Origin of the sequence: Caballeronia sp. LZ001 (assembly GCF_031450875.1) — a bacterium.
GTDB lineage: Bacteria > Pseudomonadota > Gammaproteobacteria > Burkholderiales > Burkholderiaceae > Caballeronia.
The window spans coordinates 3679902-3706172 of the sequence record NZ_JARTVX010000004.1; the positions used below are offsets into that span (position 1 = coordinate 3679902).

The following is a 26271-nucleotide window of genomic DNA, read 5'->3' on the forward strand; positions in this document are numbered from 1 at the left end:
TTCCCTTGGAAGCGTCGCGGCCGGCCTTTCGAGTTTACTGAAGGAACTTTAAAGACATGATGGTTCTGTATTCCGGCACTACTTGCCCGTTCTCCCAGCGCTGCCGGCTGGTGTTGTTCGAAAAGGGCATGGATTTCGAGATTCGCGACGTCGATCTGTTTAACAAGCCGGAAGACATCGCGGTCATGAACCCATACGGTCAGGTGCCGATCCTCGTCGAGCGCGACCTGATCCTGTATGAATCGAACATCATCAACGAATATATCGACGAACGGTTCCCGCATCCGCAGCTCATGCCGGCCGATCCGGTGCAACGCGCCCGCGCGCGCCTGTTCCTGCTGAACTTCGAGAAAGAATTGTTCGTGCACGTCGGCACGCTCGAAAACGAGAAGGGCAAAGCCGCCGAGAAGAACCACGAGAAGGCGCGCAGTGCAATCCGCGATCGTCTTACGCAGCTCGCGCCTATTTTCCTGAAGAACAAGTACATGCTCGGCGAAGAATTCTCGATGCTCGACGTGGCCATCGCGCCGCTGTTGTGGCGTCTGGACCATTACGGCATCGAGTTGTCGAAGAATGCTGCGCCGTTGATGAAGTACGCCGAACGCATTTTCAGCCGTCCGGCCTATATTGAAGCGCTGACGCCTTCCGAAAAGGTGATGCGTCGATAGTTTGCGGGCATCGGAGCGCGGCGGCGCGGATTTCGCCCGCCGCGCTCCTGTAGAGGAAAGTTGATGCAAGAGATTTCCACCAAGCCGTATCTGCTGCGCGCGCTCTATGAGTGGTGCACAGACAACGGGTTCACCCCACACATCGCGGTGCGGGTCGACGGCGCCACGCGGGTGCCGCGTCAGTTCGTGCGTAACGACGAAATCGTGCTGAACATCAGTTTCGAGGCGACGAGCCAGCTTCAGATGGGCAACGAATGGATCGAATTCAGCGCGCGTTTCTCGGGTAAGTCACACAAGATCGAAGTGCAGGTTACGAACGTGCTGGCCATCTATGCACGAGAGAACGGGCAGGGAATGGCGTTCCCGGTCGAGCCTTCATCGCAAACGGCTATCGACGCGTCGGGCGCGAGCACCGCGCCGCATCCGGTCGAGCGAGACGAAAGTATCGTGGAAGACGCGGTGGAGGAACTGTCCGACGCCGACGGGACTTCGTCGAGCGACGATGTTTCGGCAAGCTCGGATGACGATGCTTCAAAATCATCTGGGCGATCGCACCTCAAAGTCGTCAAATGAAGTAGAATTCCGTCCTTCGCCGGCTTAGCTCATCTGGTAGAGCAGTTGATTTGTAATCATCAGGTGGCGGGTTCGAGTCCTGCAGCCGGCACCAAGACTAGCGTCGACGGGTCGTGCGATGTCCGCACGACCCGTTTGGTTTGAGCGGGTTGTATGTTCCGCAGTGGTCTGAAGAAGCTGAAAGGCAAGTCAATAAGAAAAGCTTCAAATTCTTGTTGACAGTAACTGAAACGACGTACATAATCTCGTTTCTCTGCTGCAGATGCAGCGACGCAAGACGAAGTGGTGCTGAGCAAAATGCTTGGTGCGCTTGGCGGGAAGTCTTAGCGAATGTGCTCTTTAAAAACTAACAGCCGATAAGTGTGGGCACTTGATGGCGCGAGCGGTTCTGACCTTTTGGGGTTGGGACGTTTAGCGAAAGTTATCAAGTCTCACACAGTATTAGAGGAAGGTTTATCTGTCGAAAGACGGATTGATCATCGTCAGTACGTTGAGTGAGCGACCGGTTGGTAAAACAACCGAAAACAGTAACAGGCATTGAACTGAAGAGTTTGATCCTGGCTCAGATTGAACGCTGGCGGCATGCCTTACACATGCAAGTCGAACGGCAGCACGGGGGCAACCCTGGTGGCGAGTGGCGAACGGGTGAGTAATACATCGGAACGTGTCCTGTAGTGGGGGATAGCCCGGCGAAAGCCGGATTAATACCGCATACGATCTACGGAAGAAAGCGGGGGATCCTTCGGGACCTCGCGCTATAGGGGCGGCCGATGGCAGATTAGCTAGTTGGTGGGGTAAAGGCCTACCAAGGCGACGATCTGTAGCTGGTCTGAGAGGACGACCAGCCACACTGGGACTGAGACACGGCCCAGACTCCTACGGGAGGCAGCAGTGGGGAATTTTGGACAATGGGGGCAACCCTGATCCAGCAATGCCGCGTGTGTGAAGAAGGCCTTCGGGTTGTAAAGCACTTTTGTCCGGAAAGAAAACCTGCCTGTTAATACCGGGTGGGGATGACGGTACCGGAAGAATAAGCACCGGCTAACTACGTGCCAGCAGCCGCGGTAATACGTAGGGTGCGAGCGTTAATCGGAATTACTGGGCGTAAAGCGTGCGCAGGCGGTCTGTTAAGACCGATGTGAAATCCCCGGGCTTAACCTGGGAACTGCATTGGTGACTGGCAGGCTAGAGTATGGCAGAGGGGGGTAGAATTCCACGTGTAGCAGTGAAATGCGTAGAGATGTGGAGGAATACCGATGGCGAAGGCAGCCCCCTGGGCCAATACTGACGCTCATGCACGAAAGCGTGGGGAGCAAACAGGATTAGATACCCTGGTAGTCCACGCCCTAAACGATGTCAACTAGTTGTTGGGGATTCATTTCCTTAGTAACGTAGCTAACGCGTGAAGTTGACCGCCTGGGGAGTACGGTCGCAAGATTAAAACTCAAAGGAATTGACGGGGACCCGCACAAGCGGTGGATGATGTGGATTAATTCGATGCAACGCGAAAAACCTTACCTACCCTTGACATGGACGAAACCCGGGTGAGAGCTTGGGGTGCTCGAAAGAGAATCGTCGCACAGGTGCTGCATGGCTGTCGTCAGCTCGTGTCGTGAGATGTTGGGTTAAGTCCCGCAACGAGCGCAACCCTTGTCCTTAGTTGCTACGCAAGAGCACTCTAGGGAGACTGCCGGTGACAAACCGGAGGAAGGTGGGGATGACGTCAAGTCCTCATGGCCCTTATGGGTAGGGCTTCACACGTCATACAATGGTCGGAACAGAGGGTTGCCAAGCCGCGAGGTGGAGCCAATCCCAGAAAACCGATCGTAGTCCGGATCGCAGTCTGCAACTCGACTGCGTGAAGCTGGAATCGCTAGTAATCGCGGATCAGCATGCCGCGGTGAATACGTTCCCGGGTCTTGTACACACCGCCCGTCACACCATGGGAGTGGGTTTTACCAGAAGTGGCTAGTCTAACCGCAAGGAGGACGGTCACCACGGTAGGATTCATGACTGGGGTGAAGTCGTAACAAGGTAGCCGTATCGGAAGGTGCGGCTGGATCACCTCCTTTCTCGAGCTTAAACGCTCGCCCACTCAAGTGTTCACGCTTATCGGCTGTCAGAAAGACAGGCTAAGGGTCTGTAGCTCAGTCGGTTAGAGCACCGTCTTGATAAGGCGGGGGTCGTTGGTTCGAATCCAACCAGACCCACCACCCGGGCAAGCGGTGCTTAAAACGACCAAGCGAGCAGACTGAGTCAGGCACACACGGGGGGATTAGCTCAGCTGGGAGAGCACCTGCTTTGCAAGCAGGGGGTCGTCGGTTCGATCCCGTCATCCTCCACCAATCCTCAATGCACAGCGCTGAACGCGGGGTTCAACGTTGCGCATTGGCGATTGAGCCAGTCAGCACGGGTAGGTGATTGAATTTGATTACGCTATCGGCTGTCGTTCTTTAACAATCTGGAAGAAGTAGTAAAGAGATTATTCGAAAGCACTTAGAGATGGGTGTGAGTAGGGTAATCAGGGTTGTGATTGTATCAAGTATGAAAAGGTGATCGAAAGATTGCTTTGGAATACGGCACAACGCGAATACTCAACCTATGACGGTGGGCTTAAAGGCAGCAATGCTGGCAGACACACTCGTTATAGGGTCAAGCGAACAAGTGCATGTGGTGGATGCCTTGGCGATCACAGGCGATGAAGGACGCGGTAGCCTGCGAAAAGCGGTGGGGAGCTGGCAAACGAGCTTTGATCCACCGATATCCGAATGGGGAAACCCGGCCCGAATGGGTCATCCTAAGCTGAATCCATAGGCTTAGTGAAGCGAACGCGGTGAACTGAAACATCTAAGTAACCGCAGGAAAAGAAATCAACCGAGATTCCCAGAGTAGTGGCGAGCGAAATGGGATCAGCCTGTACTCTTTATCTGTGTTGTTAGCTGAACGCTCTGGAAAGTGCGGCCATAGCAGGTGATAGCCCTGTAAGCGAAAACAGCGTGGAAGAACTAGGGGTACGACAAGTAGGGCGGGACACGTGAAATCCTGTCTGAAGATGGGGGGACCATCCTCCAAGGCTAAATACTCGTGATCGACCGATAGTGAACCAGTACCGTGAGGGAAAGGCGAAAAGAACCCCGGGAGGGGAGTGAAATAGATCCTGAAACCGCATGCATACAAACAGTCGGAGCCTCGCAAGGGGTGACGGCGTACCTTTTGTATAATGGGTCAGCGACTTACGTTCAGTAGCGAGCTTAACTGATTAAGGCAGGCGTAGCGAAAGCGAGTCCGAATAGGGCGATCAGTTGCTGGGCGTAGACCCGAAACCAAGTGATCTATCCATGGCCAGGTTGAAGGTGCGGTAACACGTACTGGAGGACCGAACCCACTAACGTTGAAAAGTTAGGGGATGAGCTGTGGATAGGGGTGAAAGGCTAAACAAACTTGGAAATAGCTGGTTCTCTCCGAAAACTATTTAGGTAGTGCCTCGTGTATCACCTTCGGGGGTAGAGCACTGTCATGGTTGTGGGGTCCATTGCGGATTACTACGCCATAGCAAACTCCGAATACCGAAGAGTGCAATCACGGGAGACAGACATCGGGTGCTAACGTCCGGTGTCAAGAGGGAAACAACCCAGACCGCCAGCTAAGGTCCCAAAGATTGGCTAAGTGGGAAACGAAGTGGGAAGGCAAAAACAGTCAGGAGGTTGGCTTAGAAGCAGCCACCCTTTAAAGAAAGCGTAATAGCTCACTGATCGAGTCGTCCTGCGCGGAAGATGTAACGGGGCTCAAGCCAGTCACCGAAGCTGCGGATGCATATTTATATGCATGGTAGGAGAGCGTTCCGTAAGCCTGCGAAGGTGCGTTGAAAAGCGTGCTGGAGGTATCGGAAGTGCGAATGCTGACATGAGTAGCGATAAAGGGGGTGAAAAGCCCCCTCGCCGTAAGCCCAAGGTTTCCTACGCAACGTTCATCGGCGTAGGGTGAGTCGGCCCCTAAGGCGAGGCAGAAATGCGTAGCTGATGGGAAGCAGGTCAATATTCCTGCACCATTGTTAGATGCGATGGGGGGACGGATCGCGGAAGGTTGTCCGGGTGTTGGACGTCCCGGTCGCTGCATTGGAGAAGGTGCTCAGGCAAATCCGGGCACAGGATTCAAGGGTGTGGCGCGAGCTTCCTCGGAAGCGAAGCAATTGGAAGTGGTTCCAAGAAAAGCCTCTAAGCTTCAGTCTAATAGTGACCGTACCGCAAACCGACACAGGTGGGCGAGATGAGTATTCTAAGGCGCTTGAGAGAACTCGGGAGAAGGAACTCGGCAAATTGGTACCGTAACTTCGGGATAAGGTACGCCTCTGTAGCTTAACCAGCCTGCGCTGGAAGGGTGAAGAGGTTGCAATAAACTGGTGGCTGCGACTGTTTAATAAAAACACAGCACTCTGCAAACACGAAAGTGGACGTATAGGGTGTGACGCCTGCCCGGTGCCGGAAGATTAAATGATGGGGTGCAAGCTCTTGATTGAAGTCCCGGTAAACGGCGGCCGTAACTATAACGGTCCTAAGGTAGCGAAATTCCTTGTCGGGTAAGTTCCGACCTGCACGAATGGCGTAACGATGGCCACACTGTCTCCTCCCGAGACTCAGCGAAGTTGAAGTGTTTGTGATGATGCAATCTCCCCGCGGCTAGACGGAAAGACCCCATGAACCTTTACTGTAGCTTTGCATTGGACTTTGAACCGATCTGTGTAGGATAGGTGGGAGGCTATGAAACCGGAACGCTAGTTTCGGTGGAGCCGTCCTTGAAATACCACCCTGGTTTGTTTGAGGTTCTAACCTTGGTCCATGATCTGGATCGGGGACAGTGCATGGTAGGCAGTTTGACTGGGGCGGTCTCCTCCCAAAGTGTAACGGAGGAGTACGAAGGTACGCTAGGTACGGTCGGAAATCGTGCTGATAGTGCAATGGCATAAGCGTGCTTAACTGCGAGACCGACAAGTCGAGCAGGTGCGAAAGCAGGTCATAGTGATCCGGTGGTTCTGTATGGAAGGGCCATCGCTCAACGGATAAAAGGTACTCTGGGGATAACAGGCTGATACCGCCCAAGAGTTCATATCGACGGCGGTGTTTGGCACCTCGATGTCGGCTCATCTCATCCTGGGGCTGTAGCCGGTCCCAAGGGTATGGCTGTTCGCCATTTAAAGAGGTACGTGAGCTGGGTTTAAAACGTCGTGAGACAGTTTGGTCCCTATCTGCCGTGGGCGTTGGATATTTGAAGGGGGCTGCTCCTAGTACGAGAGGACCGGAGTGGACGAACCTCTGGTGTACCGGTTGTCACGCCAGTGGCATCGCCGGGTAGCTATGTTCGGAAGAGATAACCGCTGAAAGCATCTAAGCGGGAAACTCGCCTTAAGATGAGATATCCCCGGGGCTTCGAGCCCCTTGAAGGGTCGTTCTAGACCAGGACGTTGATAGGTCAGGTGTGTAAGTGCAGTAATGCATTGAGCTAACTGATACTAATTGCCCGTAAGGCTTGATCCTATAACCAGTGTGTTTGAACCACTGGCGAGTTATGCGTGTGCGACAATCGCCACCCAACATTTACTGCTTCTTCCCGGATTGGTTGTGTGCCCACCCGGCGCACGACAACAAGTCATGCCTGATGACCACAGCGAGTTGGTACCACCCCTTCCCATCCCGAACAGGACCGTGAAACGACTCCACGCCGATGATAGTGCGGATCTCCCGTGTGAAAGTAGGTAATCGTCAGGCTCCTCATGCAGCAACAAAAACCCCACCCCAAAACAGGTGGGGTTTTTGCGTTTCTGCAGCATTTAACTGATCCGCCAGATTCGATCGGCCGTGCATGCCTTGATCGCGCGATAAAATCAGCAAAACATTGCGCAGCCGATTGCCATTCGAGTTCCCATGCTACGTTTAAGCGAAATCAAGCTTCCGCTCGATCATCCCGATTCGGCCATCGAGCCTGCGGTCATCGCACGCCTTGGAGAAATCGGGGTGACGTCAAGCGAACTCGTGCGCTTCCATGTCTTTCGCCGCGCGCACGATGCACGCAAGCGCGCCGACATCAAGCTTACGTACATCATCGATGTGGAGTTGGCAGATGAAGCGTCGGTGCTCGCGCGACTAAAGGCCCGGCCGCATCCGCATGTCGGCATTACGCCGGATATGGCTTACCACTTCGTGGCCAAGGCGCCTGAAGCATCGAGCCAGCTTCGCCCCGTCGTTATCGGCATGGGGCCGTGTGGACTGTTTGCCGGGCTGATTCTCGCGCAAATGGGTTTTCGCCCAATCATCCTCGAGCGTGGAAAAGCCGTGCGCGAGCGGACGAAAGACACTTGGGGTCTGTGGCGCCGAAACGAGCTTAACCCGGAATCCAATGTGCAGTTTGGTGAAGGCGGCGCCGGCACCTTCTCCGATGGCAAGCTCTACAGTCAAATCAAGGATCCGAAGCACTACGGCCGCAAAGTCCTCGACGAGTTCGTCAAAGCGGGCGCGCCTGAAGACATCCTGTATTTGAGCCGGCCGCATATCGGCACGTTTCGACTGGTCAGCATGGTCGAAAAGATGCGCGCGAATATTCATCAACTCGGCGGCGAAGTACGATTCGAGCAGCGCGTCGAGGATATCGACATCGACGATGGCAAAGTGCGCGGTCTACGTCTGTCGAGCGGAGAAACGCTGCGTTGCGATCACGTTGTGCTTGCCGTCGGACATAGCGCGCGCGATACCTTCCAGATGTTGCACGATCGCGGCGTTTTCATGGAGGCGAAGCCGTTTTCGCTCGGGTTTCGTATCGAGCATCCGCAGGGCATTATCGATCGGAGCCGTTTCGGCAAATTCGCCGGTCACGAACGGCTTGGCGCCGCGGACTATAAAGTCGTCCACCATTGCAGCAACGGCCGCGCTGTCTACAGCTTTTGCATGTGTCCTGGCGGAACGGTTGTCGCGGCGACGTCGGAGCCCGGCCGAGTCGTGACCAATGGCATGAGCCAGTACTCGCGCGCCGAACGTAATGCGAACGCGGGCATCGTCGTCGGCATCACGCCGGAAGATTATCCGGGCGGTCCACTCGCGGGCATCGCCTTCCAGCGCATGTGGGAAGAGCGTGCGTTCGAACTGGGCGGCGGCGATTACAGCGCGCCTGCACAGCTTGTGGGCGACTTCATCGCGAGGCGCGCTTCGACATCGCTTGGATCGGTCGTGCCTTCGTACAAGCCAGGCGTCAAGCCGACCGATCTCAGCACCGCGTTGCCCGATTATGTGATCGAAGCCATCCGAGAAGCACTGCCTGAGCTCGATAAGAAGATCCCCGGCTTCGCGATGCACGACGCCGTTCTCACTGGCGTCGAGACGCGCACGTCGTCGCCGCTGCGGGTGCGCCGCAATAATGACGATTACCAAAGCGTCAATGTCGAAGGCTTGTATCCGGCGGGCGAGGGCGCGGGTTATGCGGGCGGGATCTATTCAGCGGCGATCGACGGAATCGAAGTCGCGGAGGCCGTCGCGTTGAGGATGATGGCCGAACATGAGGCGGCCGTCCGGTAACGTCGCGACTCATTTGCAACCCATGCAAACGTCGAAGAGACATAACCACCACCCATTGCCTCTAAAACGAAAAAGGGCGCATCGTCACCGTTGCGCCCTTTCATCCGCATCCAAAAGACCTCAAGTAACCACGCCCACCTGCCAGGGCACGAACTCACTCTGCCCATACCCGTGCAGTTCGCTCTTCGATGCCACGCCCGACGCGCAATCCAGCATCATCTGAAAAATCTGGTCGCCGAGTTGCCCGATGCTCGCCGTTCCATCGATCACGCCGCCGCAGTTGATATCCATATCCTCTTCCTGCCGCTCCCAGAGCGCGGTGTTCGTCGCGAGCTTGAGCGATGGCGAAGGCGCGCAGCCGTAAGCCGAACCACGTCCGGTCGTGAAGCAGATAAGATTCGCGCCCGAAGCAACCTGACCCGTTGCAGACATCGGATCGTAGCCGGGTGAATCCATGAACACGAAGCCCTTGGCGTCGACGCGCTGCGCGTACTCATAAACCTCGACGAGATTGGTCGTGCCGCCCTTGGCCACCGCGCCAAGCGACTTTTCGAGAATCGTGGTCAGCCCGCCGACCTTGTTGCCCGCCGATGGATTGTTGTCCATCGCCGCACCGTTGCGCGCGCAATAGTCCTCCCACCACTTGATACGCGTCAGCAGTTTCTCGCCGACTTCACGGCTGACCGCGCGCCGCGTCAGCAAATGTTCCGCGCCATACACTTCCGGCGTCTCGGAGAGAATCGCCGTGCCGCCATGCGCGACGAGTTTGTCGACGGCCGCGCCGAGCGCCGGATTCGCCGAAATGCCCGAGTAGCCATCCGACCCGCCGCATTGCAAACCGACGATCAGATGCGACGCCGGCACCGGCTCGCGCTTGACGCGATTCGCTTCCGTGAGCATCTCCTTGACCAATGCGATGCCGTGCTCGATCGTCTTTCTCGTCCCGCCGCTGTCCTGAATCGTAAAGCTGCGCAGACGCTCGCCGTCTTTCAGTCCGCTTGCTTCGAGCACGCCGGAAATCTGATTGGTCTCGCATCCCAGGCCGACGAAAAGCACCGAATAGAAATTCGGATGCACCGCGTATCCGGCCAGCGTGCGACGCAAGATGGCGAGGCCATCGCCCTGCATGTCGATGCCGCATCCCAAGCCATGTGTGAGCGCAATCACGCCATCGACGTTCGGGTAGTCCGCCAGCGCTTCCGGATGAACGTCGCGCCGAAAGTGATCAGCAATCGCGCGCGCGACGGTCGCCGAGCAATTGACGCTCGTCAGCACGCCGACGAAATTGCGCGTCGCCACGCGGCCGTCGTCGCGGCGAATGCCCATGAACGTCGCAGGTTCATCGACGAAAGGCGTCGGATGCTTGTCGATGCCGAACTCGTGCTCGCGCGCGAACTCGGCCATCGACAGATTTTGCGTATGGACATGCTGGCCGCGTGCGATGGCGTCCTTCGCCACGCCGATGATCTGGTTGTAGCGCTTGACGGGCTCGCCCGCGGCGATGGCGCGCGTCGCGATCTTGTGGCCCGGCGGAATCAGGCCCATGACGACGAGATCCTCCGACGCGATGCGCGCGCCGGAGAGCAGCTGACGTGTCGCGATGACGACATCGTCTTTGGGATGCAGCCGGATGACCGCATGGTCGGTGGATGTGGTGGACATGATGTTTTCTTAGATCGTGGAGGGAGCGCGCTTGTCGGCGAGGGCTTCCGTTTCGGCGCGGTTGAGCGGTTCGATCTTGCCGACAATCACAAGATAGCTGAACGCGCCGAGAAAGCAGAAGCCGCCTGCAACACACAGCGGAATGGTGAACGAGCCTTTCGTCATTTCGACCATGACGCCCGTGAACGTCGTGATGACGATACCCGCCAGATTCGACGCGAAGTTCTGAATGCCACCGATGGACGCGACGTGTCCCGGCGTCGGTGCAACATCGCCCGGCAGCGACCAGATGCTGGCCGCGGCGAACGCGAGGCTGCCGTACGCAACGCCGAAAAAGCCGAGCATCAGATAGATGTTCGTGGTGAACGCCGAAAGCGTGATGACCGACGACAGCAGCATGCCGCCGACCATGCAGGTCTTGCGCGCCGCCGTGAGGCTCCAGCCGCGCTTGAAGAGCGAGTCGGACACGACGCCGCCGAGCCAGCCGCCGGGGATCGACATCAGCGCCGGAATCATGCCGAGCGTGCCGAGCGACTTGAGCGAGAAGCCATGCGTCTGCACGAGATAGCTCGGAAACCAGGTGATGAAGAAATAGATCACGAAGTTCAGGCAGAAAAAGCCGAGCATCATGCCCCACAGCGTGCGGTACTTGAAGAGCGAGCCCCACGAGACCTTGTTCTTCGGCGCGACCGGTTGCGGCGGGACATCCACGGGACCGGTGAGGTCGCCGAGCGACTTATTACGGTAAATGAGGAACCAGCCCAAGATCCACACCGCGCCGAGTGCGCCAGTGATGACGAACGACGCTTCCCAGCCCACCGAGCTGATGATGAGCGCAACGACGGGAATCGACAGCGCGGAACCGACACGCGAGCCGCTATCGAAGATGCTGGTGGCAAACGCGCGCTGCTGCGGCTTGAACCACTGCGCGACGAGCTTCGCGCACGACGGATACGCACCCGCTTCGCCGACGCCCAGCATCAGCCGGCAGCCGAACATGCCCGCGACGCTCGTCGCGGTGGCGGTGAGCGCCGTGAACACCGACCACCAGCCCACCGCAAGCGGCAGTGCGATTCGCGCGCCCACGCGGTCAACGAACCAACCGAAAGGCATCTGCATGAGCGCGTAGGTCCAGAAGAAGCCGCTCAGGATGAAGCCCATTTCCGCCGGCCCGATGCCGAGCGCCTTCTCAATCTGCGGTGCAGCCACGGCCAGATTCGCGCGATCGATGTAATTGATCGCGATGGCCAGAAAGGCCAGAAATATCACTACCCAACGCATTTTGCGCATCGTTTGTCTCCTCGGGATGATGGCATTTCATATCTGCCGGCCCGAACCGCCATGCCGACGCGGTGAGCCGTGATTCAAAAACGGTGTGACGGGAGTCCGCGTTCTTTGGCGGATCTCAATGCGCGTTCAATGCATCGCGCAGGCGCTTTTGTTCGATATCGAGTTCGAGTTCGGCGGCGAAATCGATCACAGGTTGAAAACGCCGCGCTTTCTTCTCGTCGTGATTGCGCGCGATATCCGCGAGCTTGTGCACGAGAAACGGGTTCTCGAAGCGGTCGCGCACGCTCGCGAGATAGTCGCTTGCCACGTCGCCCTTGCCGAGCGCGACAAACACCGGCAGCACTTCGTCGCGCCAGGTGGCTTCGAGCGGCTCGCGGTACGCGGAATCGCGCATCGCGTCGAGCACGGTCATGTCGGGCGCGCCGCCGCGCGTGCGCCAGATTTCCGCGAGCATCGTGTGGCCGAGGTTGAGCAGCAGCAGTTTCAGGCGCTCGTAGTGCGCGAGGTCGTCGGTGACGACGATGTCTTCGTGTTCGCACGGCAAGGTCATGCCCGCTTGCCGCTCGATTGCCCACAACGCGTAAGGCTCGGCGATCGCGCCGACCGGCAGGATAGGCTCCGACACGATGCGGTCCACGAGCGAATTCACCCAGACGCAATCGTTCGACAAGTAAGCGATGAACGCGTCGTCCGCATTCCATTTGCGCGCCAAGTCGAGCACGAGGTCGCGCAAGGTGTCGCCGTTACGCGAGACGAGTTCGCACGGCAACAGCGTGATCGGCGCCGCGCTCGCTTTGAAGCGTGCGTGCAGCAGCACGGCGAGCTTGGCCGCGAATCCGCGCGGCGTACGCGCGCCATCGAGCAGGTCGGCCGTGTCTTCGTCGAAAAGGGCGTAACCCGTGTCGGCCGTGTTCGAGACGATCACCTTCACGTCGCGTTCCATGCGTTCTAGCAACAGTAGCCAGTCGTCGTTGGCGTGCAGCGCTTCGGTGATCGAATCGCATTCGATGGTGGTGTCGACGGTCGCTTCGCGCTCGCGTCCGCGAATGCGTACCGGATAGCGGCCCGTGGCGCGCAGCGCATCGACGCGCGCGCGGCTGTCGGGACTCGACGTGGTCTGCACGACGGTGATCTTGCCGAGCGCTTTCGCAGGATCGCGCCGCGCGGCTTCGGCCACGAAGAAGTCGACGTGCGCTTGCAGAAAACGGCTCGTGCCGAACTGGAGAATCGGATTGGTCATGTCGGGCGGCTATCGCGCCATCGCTCGATGCGACGGCGAAGTACATGGGGTTTTGTCGTTGGGAACGGTTCCAGACAGCCGTAAAAAATATGGCCCATCTGGCCTTACCGAAATGCATACTAGTGGCTTGAATTGGAATTGGTCAAGCCACTTGTAAGCGTATGAAAACCGTCGAACGCGCTTCGTACGGTGCGTCAACCCTTCCGCTGATTACAATCCACGTTTTCCCCGAGACATGCAGGAGTGTGCACGTGAGTGTCAAACCAGTCGAAACGCGTCGCCTCTACCTTCAGATCGCCGACAAACTGCGCGCTCTGATCGAACAGCAGGACTTTGCGCCGAACGGCCGGTTGCCCTCCGAGCGCGAACTCGCGCAGACGTTGGGCGTGTCGCGGCCTTCGGTGCGCGAGGCGCTGGTTGCGCTGGAACTGGAAGGGCGAGTCGAGATTCGCATGGGCTCGGGCGTCTATATCTGCGCGACGCCCGTGGCGAAGCCGCCCGCCACCGAGGCGGAACTGGGCGAGAGCCCGATCGAGATCATGAATGCGCGCAGCGTGATCGAAGGCGCGATTGCCGCGAATGTCGCGCCGTTTGCCAAGCCAAAGGCATTGAAGACGCTGCGCGCCGTCTACGAGACCATGGCGCGCGAAGTCGAAGCGGGACAAGTGCCGATGAGCGCCGACCGCGCGTTTCACGTTGCGATCGCGCAGATGTCGGGCAACGACGTGCTGGTCAGGACAGTGGGCAGTCTCTATGACGAACGGCATAGTCCGCTGTCATCCACGTTACGCGGACATTTCGAGGGGGAGGAAACCTGGGCGGCCGCGCTCGGCGAACATCTCGAGATTCTCGAGGCGCTCGAAGCGCGGGACGCGGTGCAGGCTCAAGCCGCGATGCAGCGGCACATGCGCAAGTCGGCCGAGCGTCTGATGACACGGCGCAAAGGCTGAAACCGGCGCGCCTTCAAAGACGAACCGGTTCTCTCGAAAGTTAGCCCGCGTTAGCCGGGATACGCTTCATCGACCTTCAGGCCAGCCAGCTTGAAGATCACGCGCAGTGTCTGCGGCGCGATCTCGCGGCGCGAGGCGAGCGTGGTCAGGACGAAGTCCATCACCTTGGCGTACTTCAGCATGGTCAGACACGATTCGATATCCGTGGAGCCGTCGCGCATCGATTCGGCGAGACGCAGCATCTCCACCGAAATCTCTCGAGCCATTTCAAGTTCGAGTTGTTGCTTCTCGCTCCAGGCGGGCATCGTGGTCAGCGCCGCGAGCATCTCCTGAAACTGCTTTTCTGCTTTCTTGTCGGGGATCGCGTCCATCGCCGTCCTCTCCATGTTCATGGCGCCGGCGAGTCGCAATCGCCGCGCTGAGTGTTAGGTGTTACGTAACGAAAGCCGCTCGCGGGTGACGACGCGTACTGCGTTGTCGAGGCGTGGCTTTGCTACCTGCTTGTTGCTCTTCCTTGCTGCATTGGCGCGCCGGGCTTCTTCCCCACGCTATGCATCGTCCCGGCCAGATCCGCATACCGGACAATGCACGAAGTGTTCCAAGCGTTTTCTAGCCGTCTTGCATCGCCGGTCGACTTGGGCGGGACAAGAGCGTCTTCGCGCTTTTTAGTAAACTTCTCCTTTCGAGTCGGCAGAACCAGCGGTTAGCGCACATTCGGCGCAAACTAGCCTCGTTTTTTAATTACAACGTCACTTTCACGATGGCCAAGAAGTCCTCCGCGTCGGCTCCGGGCACCCCCGACCCCACTACAAAGCACGAAATCCGTCCAGGTCAGTCGATCGAACTGCTGAAGGAACTTCATATCCTCACGCGCGACGGCAAGATGAATCAGGACAGCCGCCGCAAACTGAAACAGGTCTATCACCTCTATCAGTTCATCGAACCGCTGCTTGCCGACGTTCACGAACGCCAGGGTTCGGTGTCGCTTGTCGACCATGGCGCGGGGAAGTCTTACCTTGGGTTTATTCTCTACGATCTGTTCTTCAAGACTCTGCGCGATCGGTCACACATCTACGGTATTGAGACGCGTGAGGATCTTGTTCAAAAATCGGAGGAATTGGCGAAGCGGCTGGATTTCGAGGGAATGTCGTTTCTGAATCTGTCGGTGGCCGAATCGATTGAATCGAATCTGCTGCCGGATTCCATCGATGTCGTGACCGCGCTGCACGCCTGCAATACCGCGACGGACGACGCCATCCAGTTCGCTCTGCAGAAGAACGCGAAGTACATCGTCGTGGTGCCGTGTTGTCAGGCGGAAGTCGCGTCAGTGCTGCGCAAGAACAAGGGGCATGCGCTGTCGAAGAACGTGCTGACGGAGATGTGGCGGCATCCGTTGCATACGCGCGAATTCGGCAGCCAGATTACGAATGTACTGCGCTGCCTGCAGCTCGAATCGCACGGATATCAGGTCAGCGTGACGGAACTTGTAGGCTGGGAACATTCGATGAAAAACGAGCTCATCATCGCTCAGTTCAAGGACTTGCCGCGCGCCCGGCCCGCGCAACGGCTGTCGGATGTGCTCGAAACGCTCGGGCTGGACGAGTTGCGCGAGCGCTTCTTCGCGCACTGATCAGTCACTTTTCATCCACGCCGCGAAACCTTCGTGACCGAGGCGACGCAGCGTTTCCATGTTGCGTTCGTAGATATCGGCGGCGTCGGGAAAGGCATCCACTGCGCGGTCGATGCTCGCTTCGCGCAGCAAATGAAAGATGGGATACGGCGCCCGATTCGTATAGTTCTCGATGTCGTCGGGCTCGCTGCCTTCGAATCGATATTGCGGATGAAAGCTCGCAATCTGCAGTTCTCCGGCAAGGCCCATGTCGTTCAACAAGCGGTCGGCGAAGAACAGCGCATCGTTGTAATCGGTGAAGTGCGCAAAGGCGTGCGGCGTGATGAAAAGCGTCGTGTCGATGTCTTTTGCATCGTTTTCGCGCAAAAGGCGCAGTTCGTCCGCGAGTTCCGCGACGACATCTTCCACGCCGCGCGCGTCGCTCACGACATAGCGGACTTGTCCCTTCACATGCACGCTCTTGGCAAAAGGACACAGGTTCAAGCCGATGACAGCGCGGGTGAGCCAGTGGCGCGTGGCCGCGATCACTTCTTCTTCGCGGGTGCTACGGTCGTTCATGGTGCATCCTGAATAAGCGGCTTGCAGGCCGCGTCGATCAAAGTGCGCGCAATGCGAGGCGCCGCGCGCATCGGCCCCGAACCGGGACCGTAAGTCTGGCTCGTCGCGTAGACGCCATCGACGAGCAACGCCAGCGATTCTGCCAGTTCGACGGGATCGGCGGCGCCCGCAGCAGCCGAAATCTCGGTGAGCCGCGTGATCAGATAGTGCTTGTTGCGCTCGACGGATTGCCGCGCGGGATGCGCTGGATCGCCGAATTCGCACGCGATGTTGAGAAACGGACAGCCGCGATAATCCGGCGCCGACGCGCGCCCGACGAGATCCTCGAGCGATTGAACGAGTTGCTCGGCCGGCGCGCCCGGATGCTTCTCGACGCTTGCCTCGAAGCGCTTGCGGAATCTTTCGTCCATGCGCTGCAGATACGCGGTGACGAGTTCGTCTTTCGAAGCGAAGCGCCGGTACAGGCTCATCTTGTTGACGCCCGCGCGTTCGACGACGGCATCGACGCCAATCGCGCGGATGCCATCGCGATAAAACAGTTCCTGCGCGGCATCGAGCAATTGTTCCCGAGCCTGCACGCCGTCGGTTCGCACACCGCGTCGAGCAGGGGTTTTCGGCCGGTCGGCGGGAGTTCGTGTCACAGTCGCATCCTTGAATATTGCTTGGGTCTTGACATGTTACCGATCGGTAACTAAGCTCGCAACTCTGATGTGACAGGTCGGTAACGTCACGGCGCGTAAAACACGAAATTCACGGAACGGAGCAGCGATGAATTGGGTAGCGAGACGGCTTGGCGGCCGCGTGCATTATGGCTGGATCGCAGTGGGCGTCGTTTTCCTGGTGTTGCTGGCGGCGGCCGGCACGCGCGCGACGCCGAGCGTGATGATGTTGCCGCTCGAAAAACAGTTCGGCTGGTCGCGCGGAACCATCTCGCTTGCCATCTCGATCAACCTTGCGCTTTACGGCCTGACCGGACCGTTCGCCGCTGCCGCCATGCAGCGCTTCGGCGTGCGTCCGACTTGCTCGCCGCGCTTGCGACCTTAGCCGCGGGCGTCGGCCTCTCCTCGATGATGACCGCGCCCTGGCAGATGATCGTGATCTGGGGCGTGATGGTCGGCGGCTCTACGGGCGTTGCGGCGCTCACGCTTTCGGCGACGGTGGTGAATCGCTGGTTCACGACGCATCGCGGGCTTGCAATGGGCATTCTCACCGCTAGTTCGGCGACCGGGCAGCTCGTGTTTCTGCCGTTTCTCGCGGCGTTGTCGGAGCATCACGGCTGGCGGCCGGTGGTTTTCGTCGTGGCTATAGCAACCGCAGTCGTCGTGCCGCTCGTCGCGTGGCTGCTGCCGGAGCGTCCGTCGGATGTCGCGCTGCGACCCGTCGGCGAGAGCCCGGACGCGCCGCCCGCCGTCATTCCGCCACCGAAAAATCCGATCAAGGTCGCATTCGGCACGCTCGGCATGGCGAGCAAGACGCGCGATTTTTGGCTGTTGTTCTTCAGCTTTTTCGTGTGCGGCGCGAGCACGAACGGTTATGTCGGCACGCATCTGATCGCGATGTGCTCCGACTACGGCATGACGCAGGTGCAAGGCGCGACCTTGCTCGCGGCGATGGGCATTTTCGATTTGTTCGGCACGACGCTTTCCGGATGGCTTTCGGATCGCTTCAACGCGCGCCTGCTGCTGTTTTGGTACTACGGCCTGCGCGGGTTGTCGTTGATCTATCTGCCGTATGCGTTTGGCATCGACTTCTTCGGCTTGCCGCTTTTCGCGGTGTTTTACGGGCTCGACTGGATCGCGACCGTGCCGCCGACGGTGCGCCTCGCCACCGATGTCTATGGCAAGGAGTCGGCGCCGATCGTCTTCGGCTGGATCGTGGCGGGGCACCAGCTCGGCGCGGCGTTCGCGGCGCTGGGCGGCGGCATGCTGCGGTCGAGCCTCGGCAGCTACACCGTGGCGACGATGATCTCCGGCGGTCTTTGCCTCGTCGCAGCCGTTACAGTGCTGCGGATCAATCGCGCGGGGCGGTCGATGGGCGTCGCCGCCACTTGAGCACTTTTGCGGACGTGTGAGTCCGTGACTTATCCTTGTCGTTCGATACTTGAACGGCGCGCATTGGGCCGATGCGCGCCGTTTGCGCTTTTGAGGGCGGCGCGAGGCAACGGTGCTGTATTGAAGTGGTAGCGTTGTGCGGTTGACTGCTGCAAACCGTTATCGTGATGGCAGGCCTCGCTTCTTCCAATCGCTGAAGGATTTCAATGATGACCGCCAAACCCGCCGCAACCGAAGTCGATATCCACGAACTACTCGCAGGCCGCTGGAGCCCGCGCGCGTTCGCCGACGCGCCGCTGAGCCGCGAGCATCTGCATAGCCTGCTCGAAGCGGCGCGCTGGGCGCCTTCATCGAGCAATTTGCAGCCTTGGCGTTTCATCGCGTTCGATCGGCATCGCGACGAAGCCGCGTTCCAGCGCGCGTTCGAAACGCTCGCGCCGTCCAATCGGACATGGAATGTTCGCGTGCCCGTGCTGGTCTGCGTGACTGCGTCGACGCTCACGCCGAAGGGCGATGTCAGCCGCACCGCGCTCTACGACACCGGCGCGGCCGCGATGGCGCTCGTGCTCCAGGCACACGCTCTCGGGCTCGCGACGCATCAGATGGGCGGCTTCGATCGCGACGCGTTCCGCGCGGCGTTCGAGATTCCGCCGGAGGTGGAGATCATCGCGATGATCGCAATCGGTCATCACGGCGACGCGAATCTTCTCGACGACGCGCTGCGCGAACGCGAGGCCGCGCCGCGAGCACGCAAGGCGCTGGGCGAGACCTCGTTCGAAGGCGCGCGGGGAAAGAGTTTCGAGTGAAGCCAGGTTTACGCGGCGCGGGTTCGCTTGACTGCGGATGTGTCCGACATCACCCCTCATCCGCCGATGACAGCGGCCGCGCAACATCTTCCAGAGACTTGCGCTCCGCCGCCACGCCCCAGATGCCGGCCACGACGGCGGCCGCGATCATCAGCGCCGAGCCGATCAGATAGCCGACGAACACCGCGCCACGCTGATGCGTATCGATGAGTTGCCCGAACAGCGCCGGCCCGATGATCCCGCCGAGCGCCGTACCGAACGCATAAAACACGGCGATCGCAAGCGCGCGAATCTCAAGCGGAAACGTCTCGCTGACCGTCAGATAGGCCGAACTCGCCGCCGCCGACGCGAAGAAGAAAATTACCATCCACGCTATGGTCTGCGTGGTCACGGAAAGCATTCCGTGCATGAACATCCATCCGCTGATCGTGAGCAGCACGCCCGAGATCGCGTAAGTGAAGGCGATCATCCGGCGTCGGCCGAGCACGTCGAATAGCTTGCCGAGCAGAACGGGGCCGAGGAAGTTGCCCGCCGCGAACGGCAGCACGTACCAGCCGATGTGATCGCCCGGCACGTGATAGAAGTCCGTCAGCACGAGCGCGTAAGTGAAAAAGATTGCGTTGTAGAAGAACGCCTGCGCGGTCATCAACATGAGGCCGACCAGCGAGCGGCTCCGATGCACATGAAACAGCGTGTGCGCGACTTCCGAAAGTGGCGTGTGCTCGCGCATCTTTAGGCGCAGCGGCTTGATCGGCGTGTTCGGTATTTCGACGCCGTGCTTGCGAAACTGCGCTTCGATGTCCTCGACAATCTGCTTCGCTTCATCGACGCGGTTATGCGTGATGAGCCAGCGCGGACTTTCCGGCACCCACATCCGCATGAAGAGAATGGTGAGACCGAGCGCCGCGCCGATCAGAAAGCACCCGCGCCAGCCCCAATCGGGCGGCATCAGGCCCGGATCGAGCAAAACGAGCGAACCGGCCGCGCCAATGCCCGCGCCGATCCAGAACGTGCCGTTAATGGCGAGATCGGTCCAGCCGCGCAAGCGTGCAGGCGTGAATTCCTGGATCGTGGAATTGATGGCCGTGTATTCGCCGCCGATGCCCGCGCCCGTCAGAAAGCGGAACAGCACGAAACTTGCGAGATCCCATGAGAACGCGGTTGCGGCGGTCGCGGCCACGTAGAGAAAGAGCGTGATGAAGAAGAGTTTGCGTCGTCCGAGCCGGTCGGTGAGCCAGCCGAAGCCAAGCGCGCCGACCACCGCGCCCGCAATGTACGCGCTGCCGGCAATGCCGACATCCGTGTTGTTGAAGTGCAGCGCCGGGCTCGACTTCAATGCGCTCGCCACCGCGCCCGCGAGCGTGACTTCGAGCCCGTCGAGCAGCCACGTGATGCCGAGCGCGAATACGATTAACGTATGAAACCGTCCCCAGGGCAGACGGTCGAGCCGTCCCGGTAAATCGGTTTCTATGATGTCGGATCGATCGCTGGCGCTCGCAGTCGAACGATTTTCCTGCGGTAAGGTAGTGTCGTTCATTGGCTCGTGCCCGCCGCATCCGCGCGCGCAACAGTGAATCAATTGCCGCTTTGGCGAGCAAGTTGCATTCCGCGCCGGTTGAAGCGTCGTGGCGGTTCCAGACGGGTTCGAATGCGGTTGATGCATGCCGCCGAACATGCTACAAACCCTGTCCACTTTTGAATGCGGCGTTGCCTCGTAACGCTGCCTCGATGTCCATGACCTACTGTGCGATCGATTTTGGCACGTCGAATTCCGCCGTCGCCGTGCCTGCCGCGATTCAGGCGCAGACGCAGGGTGGCCATTCGATCCGGCTGGCTCCCGTCGAGGGCGAGGCAACCACGCTTCCGACGGCCGTCTTCTTCAACACGGACGAAAACAGCCAGTCCTATGGCCGCGCCGCGCTCGAATCGTATATAGACGGCTTCGACGGCCGCCTCATGCGTTCGATGAAAAGCATTCTCGGCTCGCCGCTCGCCGACACTAGCACCGATCTCGGCGACGGCTCCGCCATCAAGTACACGGACGTCATCACGCTTTTTCTGCAGCATCTGAAGCAGAAAGCACAGGCGGTCTCGCCAAGTCCGCTCGATCGCGCGGTTCTCGGCCGTCCGGTCTTTTTCGTCGATGACGATCCGCGCGCCGACCGCCTCGCGCAGTCGCAACTCGAAGCGTGCGCGCACGCCATCGGCTTGCGCGAGATTCACTTTCAATACGAACCGATCGCCGCCGCATTCGATTACGAAGCGCGCCTGACACAGGAAGGGCTCGTGCTGGTCGCGGATATCGGCGGCGGTACGTCCGACTTCTCACTCGTTCGCGTGGGGCCCGAGCGCGCTCGCCAGCTAGACCGAAAAAGCGATGTCCTCGCGCATCACGGCGTGCACGTGGCCGGCACGGATTTCGACCGGCGCGTCGAGCTGACGACCGTTTTGCGCGAACTCGGTTATCAGACGCTCGATCCGCAAGGGCGCGAAGTGCCGAACCGCGTGTATTTCGATCTGGCGACGTGGCATCTGATCAATACCGTCTACACGCCCAAGCGCGTGAGCGAATTGCAACTGATGCGCCACCTTTACACCGAACCGCGTCTGCATGACCGGCTAATGCGCGTCGTCGATCGCAGGCTCGGGCATGCGCTGACCGCGCACGCTGAGGAAGCGAAGATCGACGTGGCGGCGGGCGGCGTAACCGAGATCGACATGGAAGAGGTGGAGGAAGCGCTGCGCGTCGCATTCGACGAAGCGCAGCTGATCGAAGCGGGAGCGGATGAGACGCGGCGTATCGTCGAAGCGGCGCTGGAAACGGTGAAACGCGCGGGCGTGGCGAACGCGGATGTCGGCGCCGTGTACTTCACGGGCGGCACCACCGGTTTGCGCTTTCTGTCCGATGCGCTCGCGGCGGCTTTTCCCGGCGCACGAGCCGTATTCGGCGATCGACTTGCCAGCGTGGCGACGGGTCTCGGTATTTACGCGCAAAGCGTCTTTACCTGATCGCGCTCGTTCCAGATGCAAAAAACCCCGCCGAGGCGGGGTTTTCTTTAAGCCGGATAAAAACTTACGCCGGCTTGATGTTCGCTGCTTGCTTGCCCTTGGGGCCAGTCTTCACTTCGTAGGTAACCTTTTGGTTTTCTTGAAGTGTCTTGAAACCCTCAATGCGGATTTCCGAGAAGTGTGCGAACAGATCTTCGCCGCCGCCATCCGGGGTGATGAAGCCAAAGCCCTTTGCGTCATTAAACCACTTGACGGTACCGGTTTCCATGTTACTTATTCCAAAAAATTGATGAATGAGGCCGAAGCCAAGGGTGCATGAAGATCAAGGAAGGGGCAATGGGACCAACCGGAGTACCGCGATGGCGAACTACGAAAGAACCACAAGTCACTCGCCACTTGAAATCCTGCAAGAAGGTTTATACGGCTAATCGTTTTCGCGGTCAAATAATATCCGACTGCCGCGCAGGGACTTTTTGAGATATCGCAACGTATCTTACGAATCTTTCATAATTTCACTGCCAACTGTCTATCACCGCCGTGTGGTAGCTTTCATCGCGCAAAAACTGATGAAAGCTGACAAACCTTCGCTGCATTCGAAAGGTGCAACCGTTACACTACGCGCCAACCTGCCAAGGTTGCACCAAAATCGCCCCATCACCGGACCGTAGGTCGGCATCGCGCGCGGCGGATGTGCATTCGTGCGCCTGACCTCCAAGCGCAAGGCGAGAGACACTGGAGAATAATGTGAAGAGTTCGATACAACGAAATATCGGGCCGATAGCACTCATGCTTACCGGCCTCGGTTCCATCATCGGTTCAGGCTGGTTGTTCGGCGCATGGAAAGCGGCCAAGATCGCCGGTCCCGCAGCCATGGTCGCGTGGGTGATCGGCGCGGTCGTCATCATGGCGATCGCTCTTACTTACGCGGAGTTGGGCGCGACGTTTCCCGAATCCGGCGGCATGGTGCGTTACGCGCGCTATTCGCATGGCGCGCTCGTCGGTTTCATCAGCGCGTGGGCGAACTGGATTGCCATCGTCTCGGTCATTCCGATCGAGGCCGAGGCATCCATTCAATATATGAGCACGTGGCCCTATGAATGGGCGCATGCGCTCTTCGTGAACGAAACGCTCACGACTTCAGGGCTGATCCTCTCGGCGCTGCTCGTGGTCGTGTACTTCATGCTCAACTACTGGGGCGTGAAGGTGTTCGCGCGCGCCAACTCGACAATCACTGTCTTCAAGTTCCTGATTCCCGGCCTGACCATCGCGGGCCTCATCTATACAGGGTTCCATTCCGAGAACTTCGGCACGGCGTCGAGCTTCGCGCCCTATGGCTGGCCGGCCGTGCTGACGGCAGTGGCGACGAGCGGCATCGTATTCAGCTTCAACGGCTTTCAGAGCCCGGTCAATCTCGCGGGCGAGGCGCGCAATCCGTCGCGGAGCATCCCGTTCGCTGTGATCGGCTCGATTCTGATCGCGCTCGTGATCTATGTATTGCTGCAAGTGGCCTACATCGGCGCGGTCAATCCCGCCGATGTCGCGAAGGGCTGGTCGCATTTCAACTTCGCGTCGCCGTTCGCGGAACTGGCGCTGGCGCTGAATTTGAACTGGCTCGCTGTGCTTCTTTATGTCGATGCTTTCGTGAGCCCGAGCGGCACCGGCACCACCTACATGGCGACGACCACGCGCATGATCTACGCGATGGAGCGCAACAACACGATGCCGAAGATATTCGGCAACGTGCATCCGTTCTACGGCGTGCCGCGTCCCGCGATGTGGTTTAACCTGTTCGTCGCGTTCGTGTTCCTGTTCTTCTTCCGGGGTTGGGGCACGCTGGCGGCGGTGATTTCGGTGGCGACGGTCATTTCGTATCTCACCGGGCCTGTGAGCCTGATGGCGCTGCGCCGCGCCGCGCCGGATCTGGAACGGCCGGTCCGCTTGCCCTTAATGGGCTTGGTCGCGCCGTTCGCGTTCGTTTGCGCGTCGCTCGTCCTGTACTGGGCAAAGTGGCCGCTGACCGGCGAAATCATCCTGTTGATGGTCGTCGCGCTGCCCGTGTACTTCTACTTCCAGGGCAAGACCGGCTTCGCGGGATGGGGCCGCGATCTGAAAGCCGCGTGGTGGCTGGTGGCGTATCTGCCGACGATGGCCGTCATGTCGCTCATCGGCAGCAAGGAATTCGGCGGAAGTGGCGTGTTGCCGTATGGCTGGGACATGGCGCTCGTCGCCGTGCTCGCGCTCGTGTTTTACTTCTGGGGCGTGCACACCGGTTATAGGACGGACTATCTGGATGAACGCGAGGCGCACGAAGACATTCAGCACGAAGTCGGCGCGTAAACAGATCGTCGACGAGAAGCGGTAAAACGAAGCCCGCCTGAGCAATCAGGCGGGCTTCGTTCTTTCCTGCGCGGCTCGTGCGTTCAGGCCTCAGGCGTCCGCGAACACGTAGTTCGTCATCGCGAGCGCGCGCTGGAAAGTGCCGAGCGACTGTATGCGCAACTGATAGTCATCCGCCGCAGCGCCTAGTGCGCCGAATACTGGCAGCAGATGCTCGTCGGTCGGATGCATTAGCGCGGCGTGCGGCGCGCGGGCGCGATAGTCGAGCAGCGCGTCGATGTCGCGATCGGCAAGACGCGCCTCGAACCAATGCGTGAACTCATCGACGCGCGGATCGGCATCTTCAGGACGCGCGCCGAAATCCGCCATGCGCAGGTTATGCGTGATCTGCCCGGAACCGACGATCATCACGCCGTCACGCCGCAAATCGCGCAGCGCTCGGCCGATACCGAAGTGATGCGCGGCATCGAGGCGCGGTTGAATGGAAAGTTGCGCGACTTGGATGTCGGCGTTGGGAAACATGAGCAGAAGCGGCACCCACGCGCCGTGATCGAGGCCGTGCTCCGTCGTGCTCGCAGCAATGCCGTGCTCGCCGAGCAGCGCGGCGGCGTTGCGGGCAAGATCGGGCGCGCCGGGCGCGGGATAGCGCAGTTCATAGAGCGCGCGCGGAAAACCGTAGAAATCGTGGATGGTTTCCGGCCGCTCGGCGATGCTCGCAACGGGTTGCGTCGTGCCCCAGTGAGCCGAAAGCATGAGGATGGCGCGCGGGCGCGGCAGCGTTTCAGCGAGCGAGGCGAATTCGCCGGAAGGCATCGACGGGTCGATAGGCAGCGTCGGCGCGCCGTGGGAAATGAAAACGGAGGGAAGGGAAGTCATGGCGGCGCGTATTGAGTTGGATGCCACCAATGTACGGCCGGTATTAGCGGAAATAAACGGCCGGTGAAGCAATGAATTGTGTCGTCGGAGTTTGCAATCGAATCGACGCTCAGTCCGCTTCCCCGCGCATTCCTTCCCATGCAACGGCGGCCGGCGATGCGATCTGAAACAGATCGATCACGCGCGCGACGGTGTGATCCACCATCTCGTCGATGCTCGCCGGCTTCTGATAAAACGCCGGCAGCGGCGGGAAAATCACGCCGCCCATTTCCGTCACGGCGGTCATATTGCGCAGATGCGCGAGGTTGAGCGGCGTTTCGCGCACCAGCAGCACCAGACGGCGACGCTCCTTGAGCACGACATCCGCCGCGCGCGTGATGAGATTGTCGGAGAGTCCGTGCGCGATGCTTGCCAGCGATCGCATGGAGCACGGCGCGACAATCATGCCTTCCGTGGAAAACGAGCCGGACGCGATGCTCGCGCCGACATCGCGCACGTTATGAACAACGTCCGCGAGCGCGTGAACCGTGGATTTATCGAGTTCCAGCTCGTGCTGGATATTGAGCCAGCCGGCGCTGGAAACGAGCAAATGCGTTTCCACGCCGGGAACACGGCGCAACGTTTCAAGCAGACGCACGCCGTAAATTGCGCCCGTGGCGCCCGTGATGGCGACGATGAGCCGTCGTCGGGCGGCAGGCGCGTTCACTTCGAAGATGACTTCAGGCAGCGGCGAAGAGCTGTTGCAGTTCGCCGGATTCGTACATCTCCATCATGATGTCCGAGCCGCCGATGAACTCGCCCTTCACGTAAAGCTGCGGAATGGTCGGCCAGTTCGAGAATTGCTTGATGCCCTGACGAATTTCGTTGTCTTCGAGCACATTCACGGTCGTGATCTGATCGACGCCACACGCCTTCAGCACCTGGATGGCGCGGCCGGAGAAACCGCACATCGGGAACTGCGCCGTGCCCTTCATGAAGAGGACGACCGCGTTTTGATCGACGAGTTGCTTGATGCGTTCTTGCGTTTCCATGATGTTCCTGCGCTTTGATGTCGGTGGGGAC

The 26271-nt window shown here is 59.4% G+C and carries 19 protein-coding genes, 3 tRNA genes, 3 rRNA genes and 1 pseudogene; 15 read left to right on the forward strand and 11 right to left on the reverse strand.

Annotated features, from left to right (window positions below; translation table 11 throughout):
* Positions 1 to 56 precede the first annotated feature (56 nt).
* From P9292_RS28225 to P9292_RS28265, 9 genes are all read left to right on the forward strand, one after another.
* Positions 57 to 668 carry a glutathione S-transferase N-terminal domain-containing protein gene (locus tag P9292_RS28225; protein ID WP_008344155.1) on the forward strand — a complete coding sequence of 204 codons (612 nt, stop codon included), beginning with the start codon at positions 57 to 59 and terminating at the stop codon, positions 666 to 668.
* A gap of 63 nt (positions 669 to 731) precedes the next feature.
* Positions 732 to 1241 carry a ClpXP protease specificity-enhancing factor gene (locus P9292_RS28230; RefSeq protein WP_250509553.1) on the forward strand — a complete coding sequence of 170 codons (510 nt, stop codon included), beginning with the start codon at positions 732 to 734 and terminating at the stop codon, positions 1239 to 1241.
* Positions 1242 to 1259: 18 nt separating this feature from the next.
* Positions 1260 to 1335 (forward strand) — tRNA-Thr (locus tag P9292_RS28235).
* A gap of 445 nt (positions 1336 to 1780) precedes the next feature.
* Positions 1781 to 3313 (forward strand): 16S ribosomal RNA (locus tag P9292_RS28240).
* A gap of 64 nt (positions 3314 to 3377) precedes the next feature.
* Positions 3378 to 3454, forward strand: a tRNA-Ile gene (locus tag P9292_RS28245).
* Positions 3455 to 3510: 56 nt separating this feature from the next.
* Positions 3511 to 3586 (forward strand) — tRNA-Ala (locus P9292_RS28250).
* A 305-nt stretch (positions 3587 to 3891) separates the two neighbouring features.
* Positions 3892 to 6772: ribosomal RNA gene (locus P9292_RS28255) — 23S ribosomal RNA — on the forward strand.
* A gap of 117 nt (positions 6773 to 6889) precedes the next feature.
* Positions 6890 to 7003, forward strand: a 5S ribosomal RNA gene (gene rrf / locus P9292_RS28260).
* The 16S, 23S and 5S rRNA genes sit together here with 3 tRNA genes alongside, the layout of an rRNA operon.
* 156 nt (positions 7004 to 7159) lie before the next feature.
* Complete coding sequence (locus P9292_RS28265) at positions 7160 to 8800, forward strand: NAD(P)/FAD-dependent oxidoreductase (protein ID WP_309962318.1); 1641 nt, start codon at positions 7160 to 7162, stop codon at positions 8798 to 8800.
* A 120-nt stretch (positions 8801 to 8920) separates the two neighbouring features.
* Here the strand turns inward: P9292_RS28265 and P9292_RS28270 are convergent, their stop codons facing one another.
* The 3 genes from P9292_RS28270 to P9292_RS28280 form a co-directional block, all read right to left on the reverse strand.
* On the reverse strand, positions 8921 to 10462 hold the full coding sequence (locus tag P9292_RS28270) for a UxaA family hydrolase (RefSeq protein WP_244826355.1): 1542 nt from the start codon (positions 10460 to 10462) through the stop codon (positions 8921 to 8923).
* A 9-nt stretch (positions 10463 to 10471) separates the two neighbouring features.
* Positions 10472 to 11752, reverse strand: a complete 1281-nt coding sequence (locus P9292_RS28275) for an MFS transporter (RefSeq protein ID WP_244826354.1) — start codon at positions 11750 to 11752, stop codon at positions 10472 to 10474.
* A 115-nt stretch (positions 11753 to 11867) separates the two neighbouring features.
* Entirely contained in the window at positions 11868 to 12992 is a 1125-nt protein-coding gene (locus P9292_RS28280) for a mannitol dehydrogenase family protein (protein ID WP_309962321.1), read from the reverse strand.
* 251 nt (positions 12993 to 13243) lie between these two features.
* On the opposite strand from P9292_RS28280, the gene P9292_RS28285 reads away from it, so the two are divergent.
* Positions 13244 to 13942 carry a FadR/GntR family transcriptional regulator gene (locus tag P9292_RS28285; protein ID WP_250465782.1) on the forward strand — a complete coding sequence of 233 codons (699 nt, stop codon included), beginning with the start codon at positions 13244 to 13246 and terminating at the stop codon, positions 13940 to 13942.
* Positions 13943 to 13992: 50 nt separating this feature from the next.
* On the opposite strand, the gene P9292_RS28290 is transcribed toward P9292_RS28285, so the two are convergent.
* Entirely contained in the window at positions 13993 to 14313 is a 321-nt protein-coding gene (locus tag P9292_RS28290) for a DNA-binding protein (RefSeq protein ID WP_244826352.1), read from the reverse strand.
* Between the two features lie 389 nt (positions 14314 to 14702).
* Here P9292_RS28290 and P9292_RS28295 point away from each other — a divergent pair, with 389 nt between their 5' ends.
* On the forward strand, positions 14703 to 15572 hold the full coding sequence (locus P9292_RS28295; RefSeq protein ID WP_250465780.1) for an SAM-dependent methyltransferase: 870 nt from the start codon (positions 14703 to 14705) through the stop codon (positions 15570 to 15572).
* On the opposite strand, the gene P9292_RS28300 is transcribed toward P9292_RS28295, so the two are convergent.
* Both P9292_RS28300 and P9292_RS28305 read right to left on the reverse strand, forming a co-directional pair.
* Positions 15573 to 16130: a DUF1415 domain-containing protein gene (locus P9292_RS28300; protein ID WP_309962324.1), complete on the reverse strand. Its 558-nt coding sequence runs from the start codon at positions 16128 to 16130 to the stop codon at positions 15573 to 15575.
* Entirely contained in the window at positions 16127 to 16771 is a 645-nt protein-coding gene (locus P9292_RS28305; RefSeq protein ID WP_409015202.1) for a TetR/AcrR family transcriptional regulator, read from the reverse strand. Before P9292_RS28305 ends, P9292_RS28300 begins: the two co-directional genes overlap by 4 nt.
* Before the next feature lie 127 nt (positions 16772 to 16898).
* On the opposite strand from P9292_RS28305, the pseudogene P9292_RS28310 reads away from it, so the two are divergent.
* Both P9292_RS28310 and P9292_RS28315 read left to right on the forward strand, forming a co-directional pair.
* Positions 16899 to 18181 (forward strand): annotated as a pseudogene (locus P9292_RS28310) (MFS transporter).
* 209 nt (positions 18182 to 18390) lie between these two features.
* The gene (locus P9292_RS28315; protein ID WP_309964215.1) at positions 18391 to 18987 is read left to right on the forward strand and encodes a nitroreductase family protein; all 597 of its coding nucleotides are present in this window, start codon (positions 18391 to 18393) and stop codon (positions 18985 to 18987) included.
* A gap of 49 nt (positions 18988 to 19036) precedes the next feature.
* Here P9292_RS28315 and P9292_RS28320 read toward each other — a convergent pair whose 3' ends face one another.
* The gene (locus P9292_RS28320; RefSeq protein ID WP_309962326.1) at positions 19037 to 20524 is read right to left on the reverse strand and encodes an MFS transporter; all 1488 of its coding nucleotides are present in this window, start codon (positions 20522 to 20524) and stop codon (positions 19037 to 19039) included.
* A 197-nt stretch (positions 20525 to 20721) separates the two neighbouring features.
* Here P9292_RS28320 and P9292_RS28325 point away from each other — a divergent pair, with 197 nt between their 5' ends.
* Complete coding sequence (locus P9292_RS28325; protein WP_309964217.1) at positions 20722 to 21996, forward strand: Hsp70 family protein; 1275 nt, start codon at positions 20722 to 20724, stop codon at positions 21994 to 21996.
* 64 nt (positions 21997 to 22060) lie between these two features.
* Here P9292_RS28325 and P9292_RS28330 read toward each other — a convergent pair whose 3' ends face one another.
* Positions 22061 to 22264, reverse strand: a complete 204-nt coding sequence (locus P9292_RS28330; RefSeq protein ID WP_016346375.1) for a cold-shock protein — start codon at positions 22262 to 22264, stop codon at positions 22061 to 22063.
* Positions 22265 to 22740: 476 nt separating this feature from the next.
* On the opposite strand from P9292_RS28330, the gene P9292_RS28335 reads away from it, so the two are divergent.
* Entirely contained in the window at positions 22741 to 24333 is a 1593-nt protein-coding gene (locus P9292_RS28335) for an APC family permease (protein ID WP_309962328.1), read from the forward strand.
* Positions 24334 to 24423: 90 nt separating this feature from the next.
* On the opposite strand, the gene P9292_RS28340 is transcribed toward P9292_RS28335, so the two are convergent.
* The 3 genes from P9292_RS28340 to grxD all read right to left on the reverse strand — a co-directional run bounded on the left by P9292_RS28340 (position 24424) and on the right by grxD (position 26240).
* Positions 24424 to 25209 carry a class III extradiol ring-cleavage dioxygenase gene (locus P9292_RS28340; protein WP_309962330.1) on the reverse strand — a complete coding sequence of 262 codons (786 nt, stop codon included), beginning with the start codon at positions 25207 to 25209 and terminating at the stop codon, positions 24424 to 24426.
* Positions 25210 to 25318: 109 nt separating this feature from the next.
* Entirely contained in the window at positions 25319 to 25915 is a 597-nt protein-coding gene (locus P9292_RS28345; RefSeq protein WP_250526299.1) for a UbiX family flavin prenyltransferase, read from the reverse strand.
* Between the two features lie 13 nt (positions 25916 to 25928).
* Positions 25929 to 26240, reverse strand: coding sequence for a Grx4 family monothiol glutaredoxin (gene grxD, locus P9292_RS28350; protein ID WP_244826344.1), 312 nt, complete (start codon positions 26238 to 26240; stop codon positions 25929 to 25931).
* Between the last annotated feature and the right edge of the window lie 31 nt (positions 26241 to 26271).

What these genes read in the sequence shown, in the direction of transcription:
- P9292_RS28225 (WP_008344155.1), top strand. Translation starts at nt 57, where the DNA reads ATGATGGTTCTGTATTCCGGCACTACTTGCCCGTTCTCCCAGCGCTGC.
- P9292_RS28280 (WP_309962321.1), bottom strand. Translation starts at nt 12,992, where the DNA reads ATGACCAATCCGATTCTCCAGTTCGGCACGAGCCGTTTTCTGCAAGCG.
- P9292_RS28340 (WP_309962330.1), bottom strand. Translation starts at nt 25,209, where the DNA reads ATGACTTCCCTTCCCTCCGTTTTCATTTCCCACGGCGCGCCGACGCTG.
- P9292_RS28300 (WP_309962324.1), bottom strand. Translation starts at nt 16,130, where the DNA reads ATGAACGACCGTAGCACCCGCGAAGAAGAAGTGATCGCGGCCACGCGC.
- P9292_RS28295 (WP_250465780.1), top strand. Translation starts at nt 14,703, where the DNA reads ATGGCCAAGAAGTCCTCCGCGTCGGCTCCGGGCACCCCCGACCCCACT.
- P9292_RS28320 (WP_309962326.1), bottom strand. Translation starts at nt 20,524, where the DNA reads ATGAACGACACTACCTTACCGCAGGAAAATCGTTCGACTGCGAGCGCC.
- P9292_RS28325 (WP_309964217.1), top strand. Translation starts at nt 20,722, where the DNA reads ATGACCTACTGTGCGATCGATTTTGGCACGTCGAATTCCGCCGTCGCC.
- P9292_RS28330 (WP_016346375.1), bottom strand. Translation starts at nt 22,264, where the DNA reads ATGGAAACCGGTACCGTCAAGTGGTTTAATGACGCAAAGGGCTTTGGC.
- P9292_RS28290 (WP_244826352.1), bottom strand. Translation starts at nt 14,313, where the DNA reads ATGGACGCGATCCCCGACAAGAAAGCAGAAAAGCAGTTTCAGGAGATG.
- P9292_RS28275 (WP_244826354.1), bottom strand. Translation starts at nt 11,752, where the DNA reads ATGCGCAAAATGCGTTGGGTAGTGATATTTCTGGCCTTTCTGGCCATC.
- P9292_RS28270 (WP_244826355.1), bottom strand. Translation starts at nt 10,462, where the DNA reads ATGTCCACCACATCCACCGACCATGCGGTCATCCGGCTGCATCCCAAA.
- P9292_RS28315 (WP_309964215.1), top strand. Translation starts at nt 18,391, where the DNA reads ATGACCGCCAAACCCGCCGCAACCGAAGTCGATATCCACGAACTACTC.
- P9292_RS28230 (WP_250509553.1), top strand. Translation starts at nt 732, where the DNA reads ATGCAAGAGATTTCCACCAAGCCGTATCTGCTGCGCGCGCTCTATGAG.
- P9292_RS28265 (WP_309962318.1), top strand. Translation starts at nt 7,160, where the DNA reads ATGCTACGTTTAAGCGAAATCAAGCTTCCGCTCGATCATCCCGATTCG.
- grxD (WP_244826344.1), bottom strand. Translation starts at nt 26,240, where the DNA reads ATGGAAACGCAAGAACGCATCAAGCAACTCGTCGATCAAAACGCGGTC.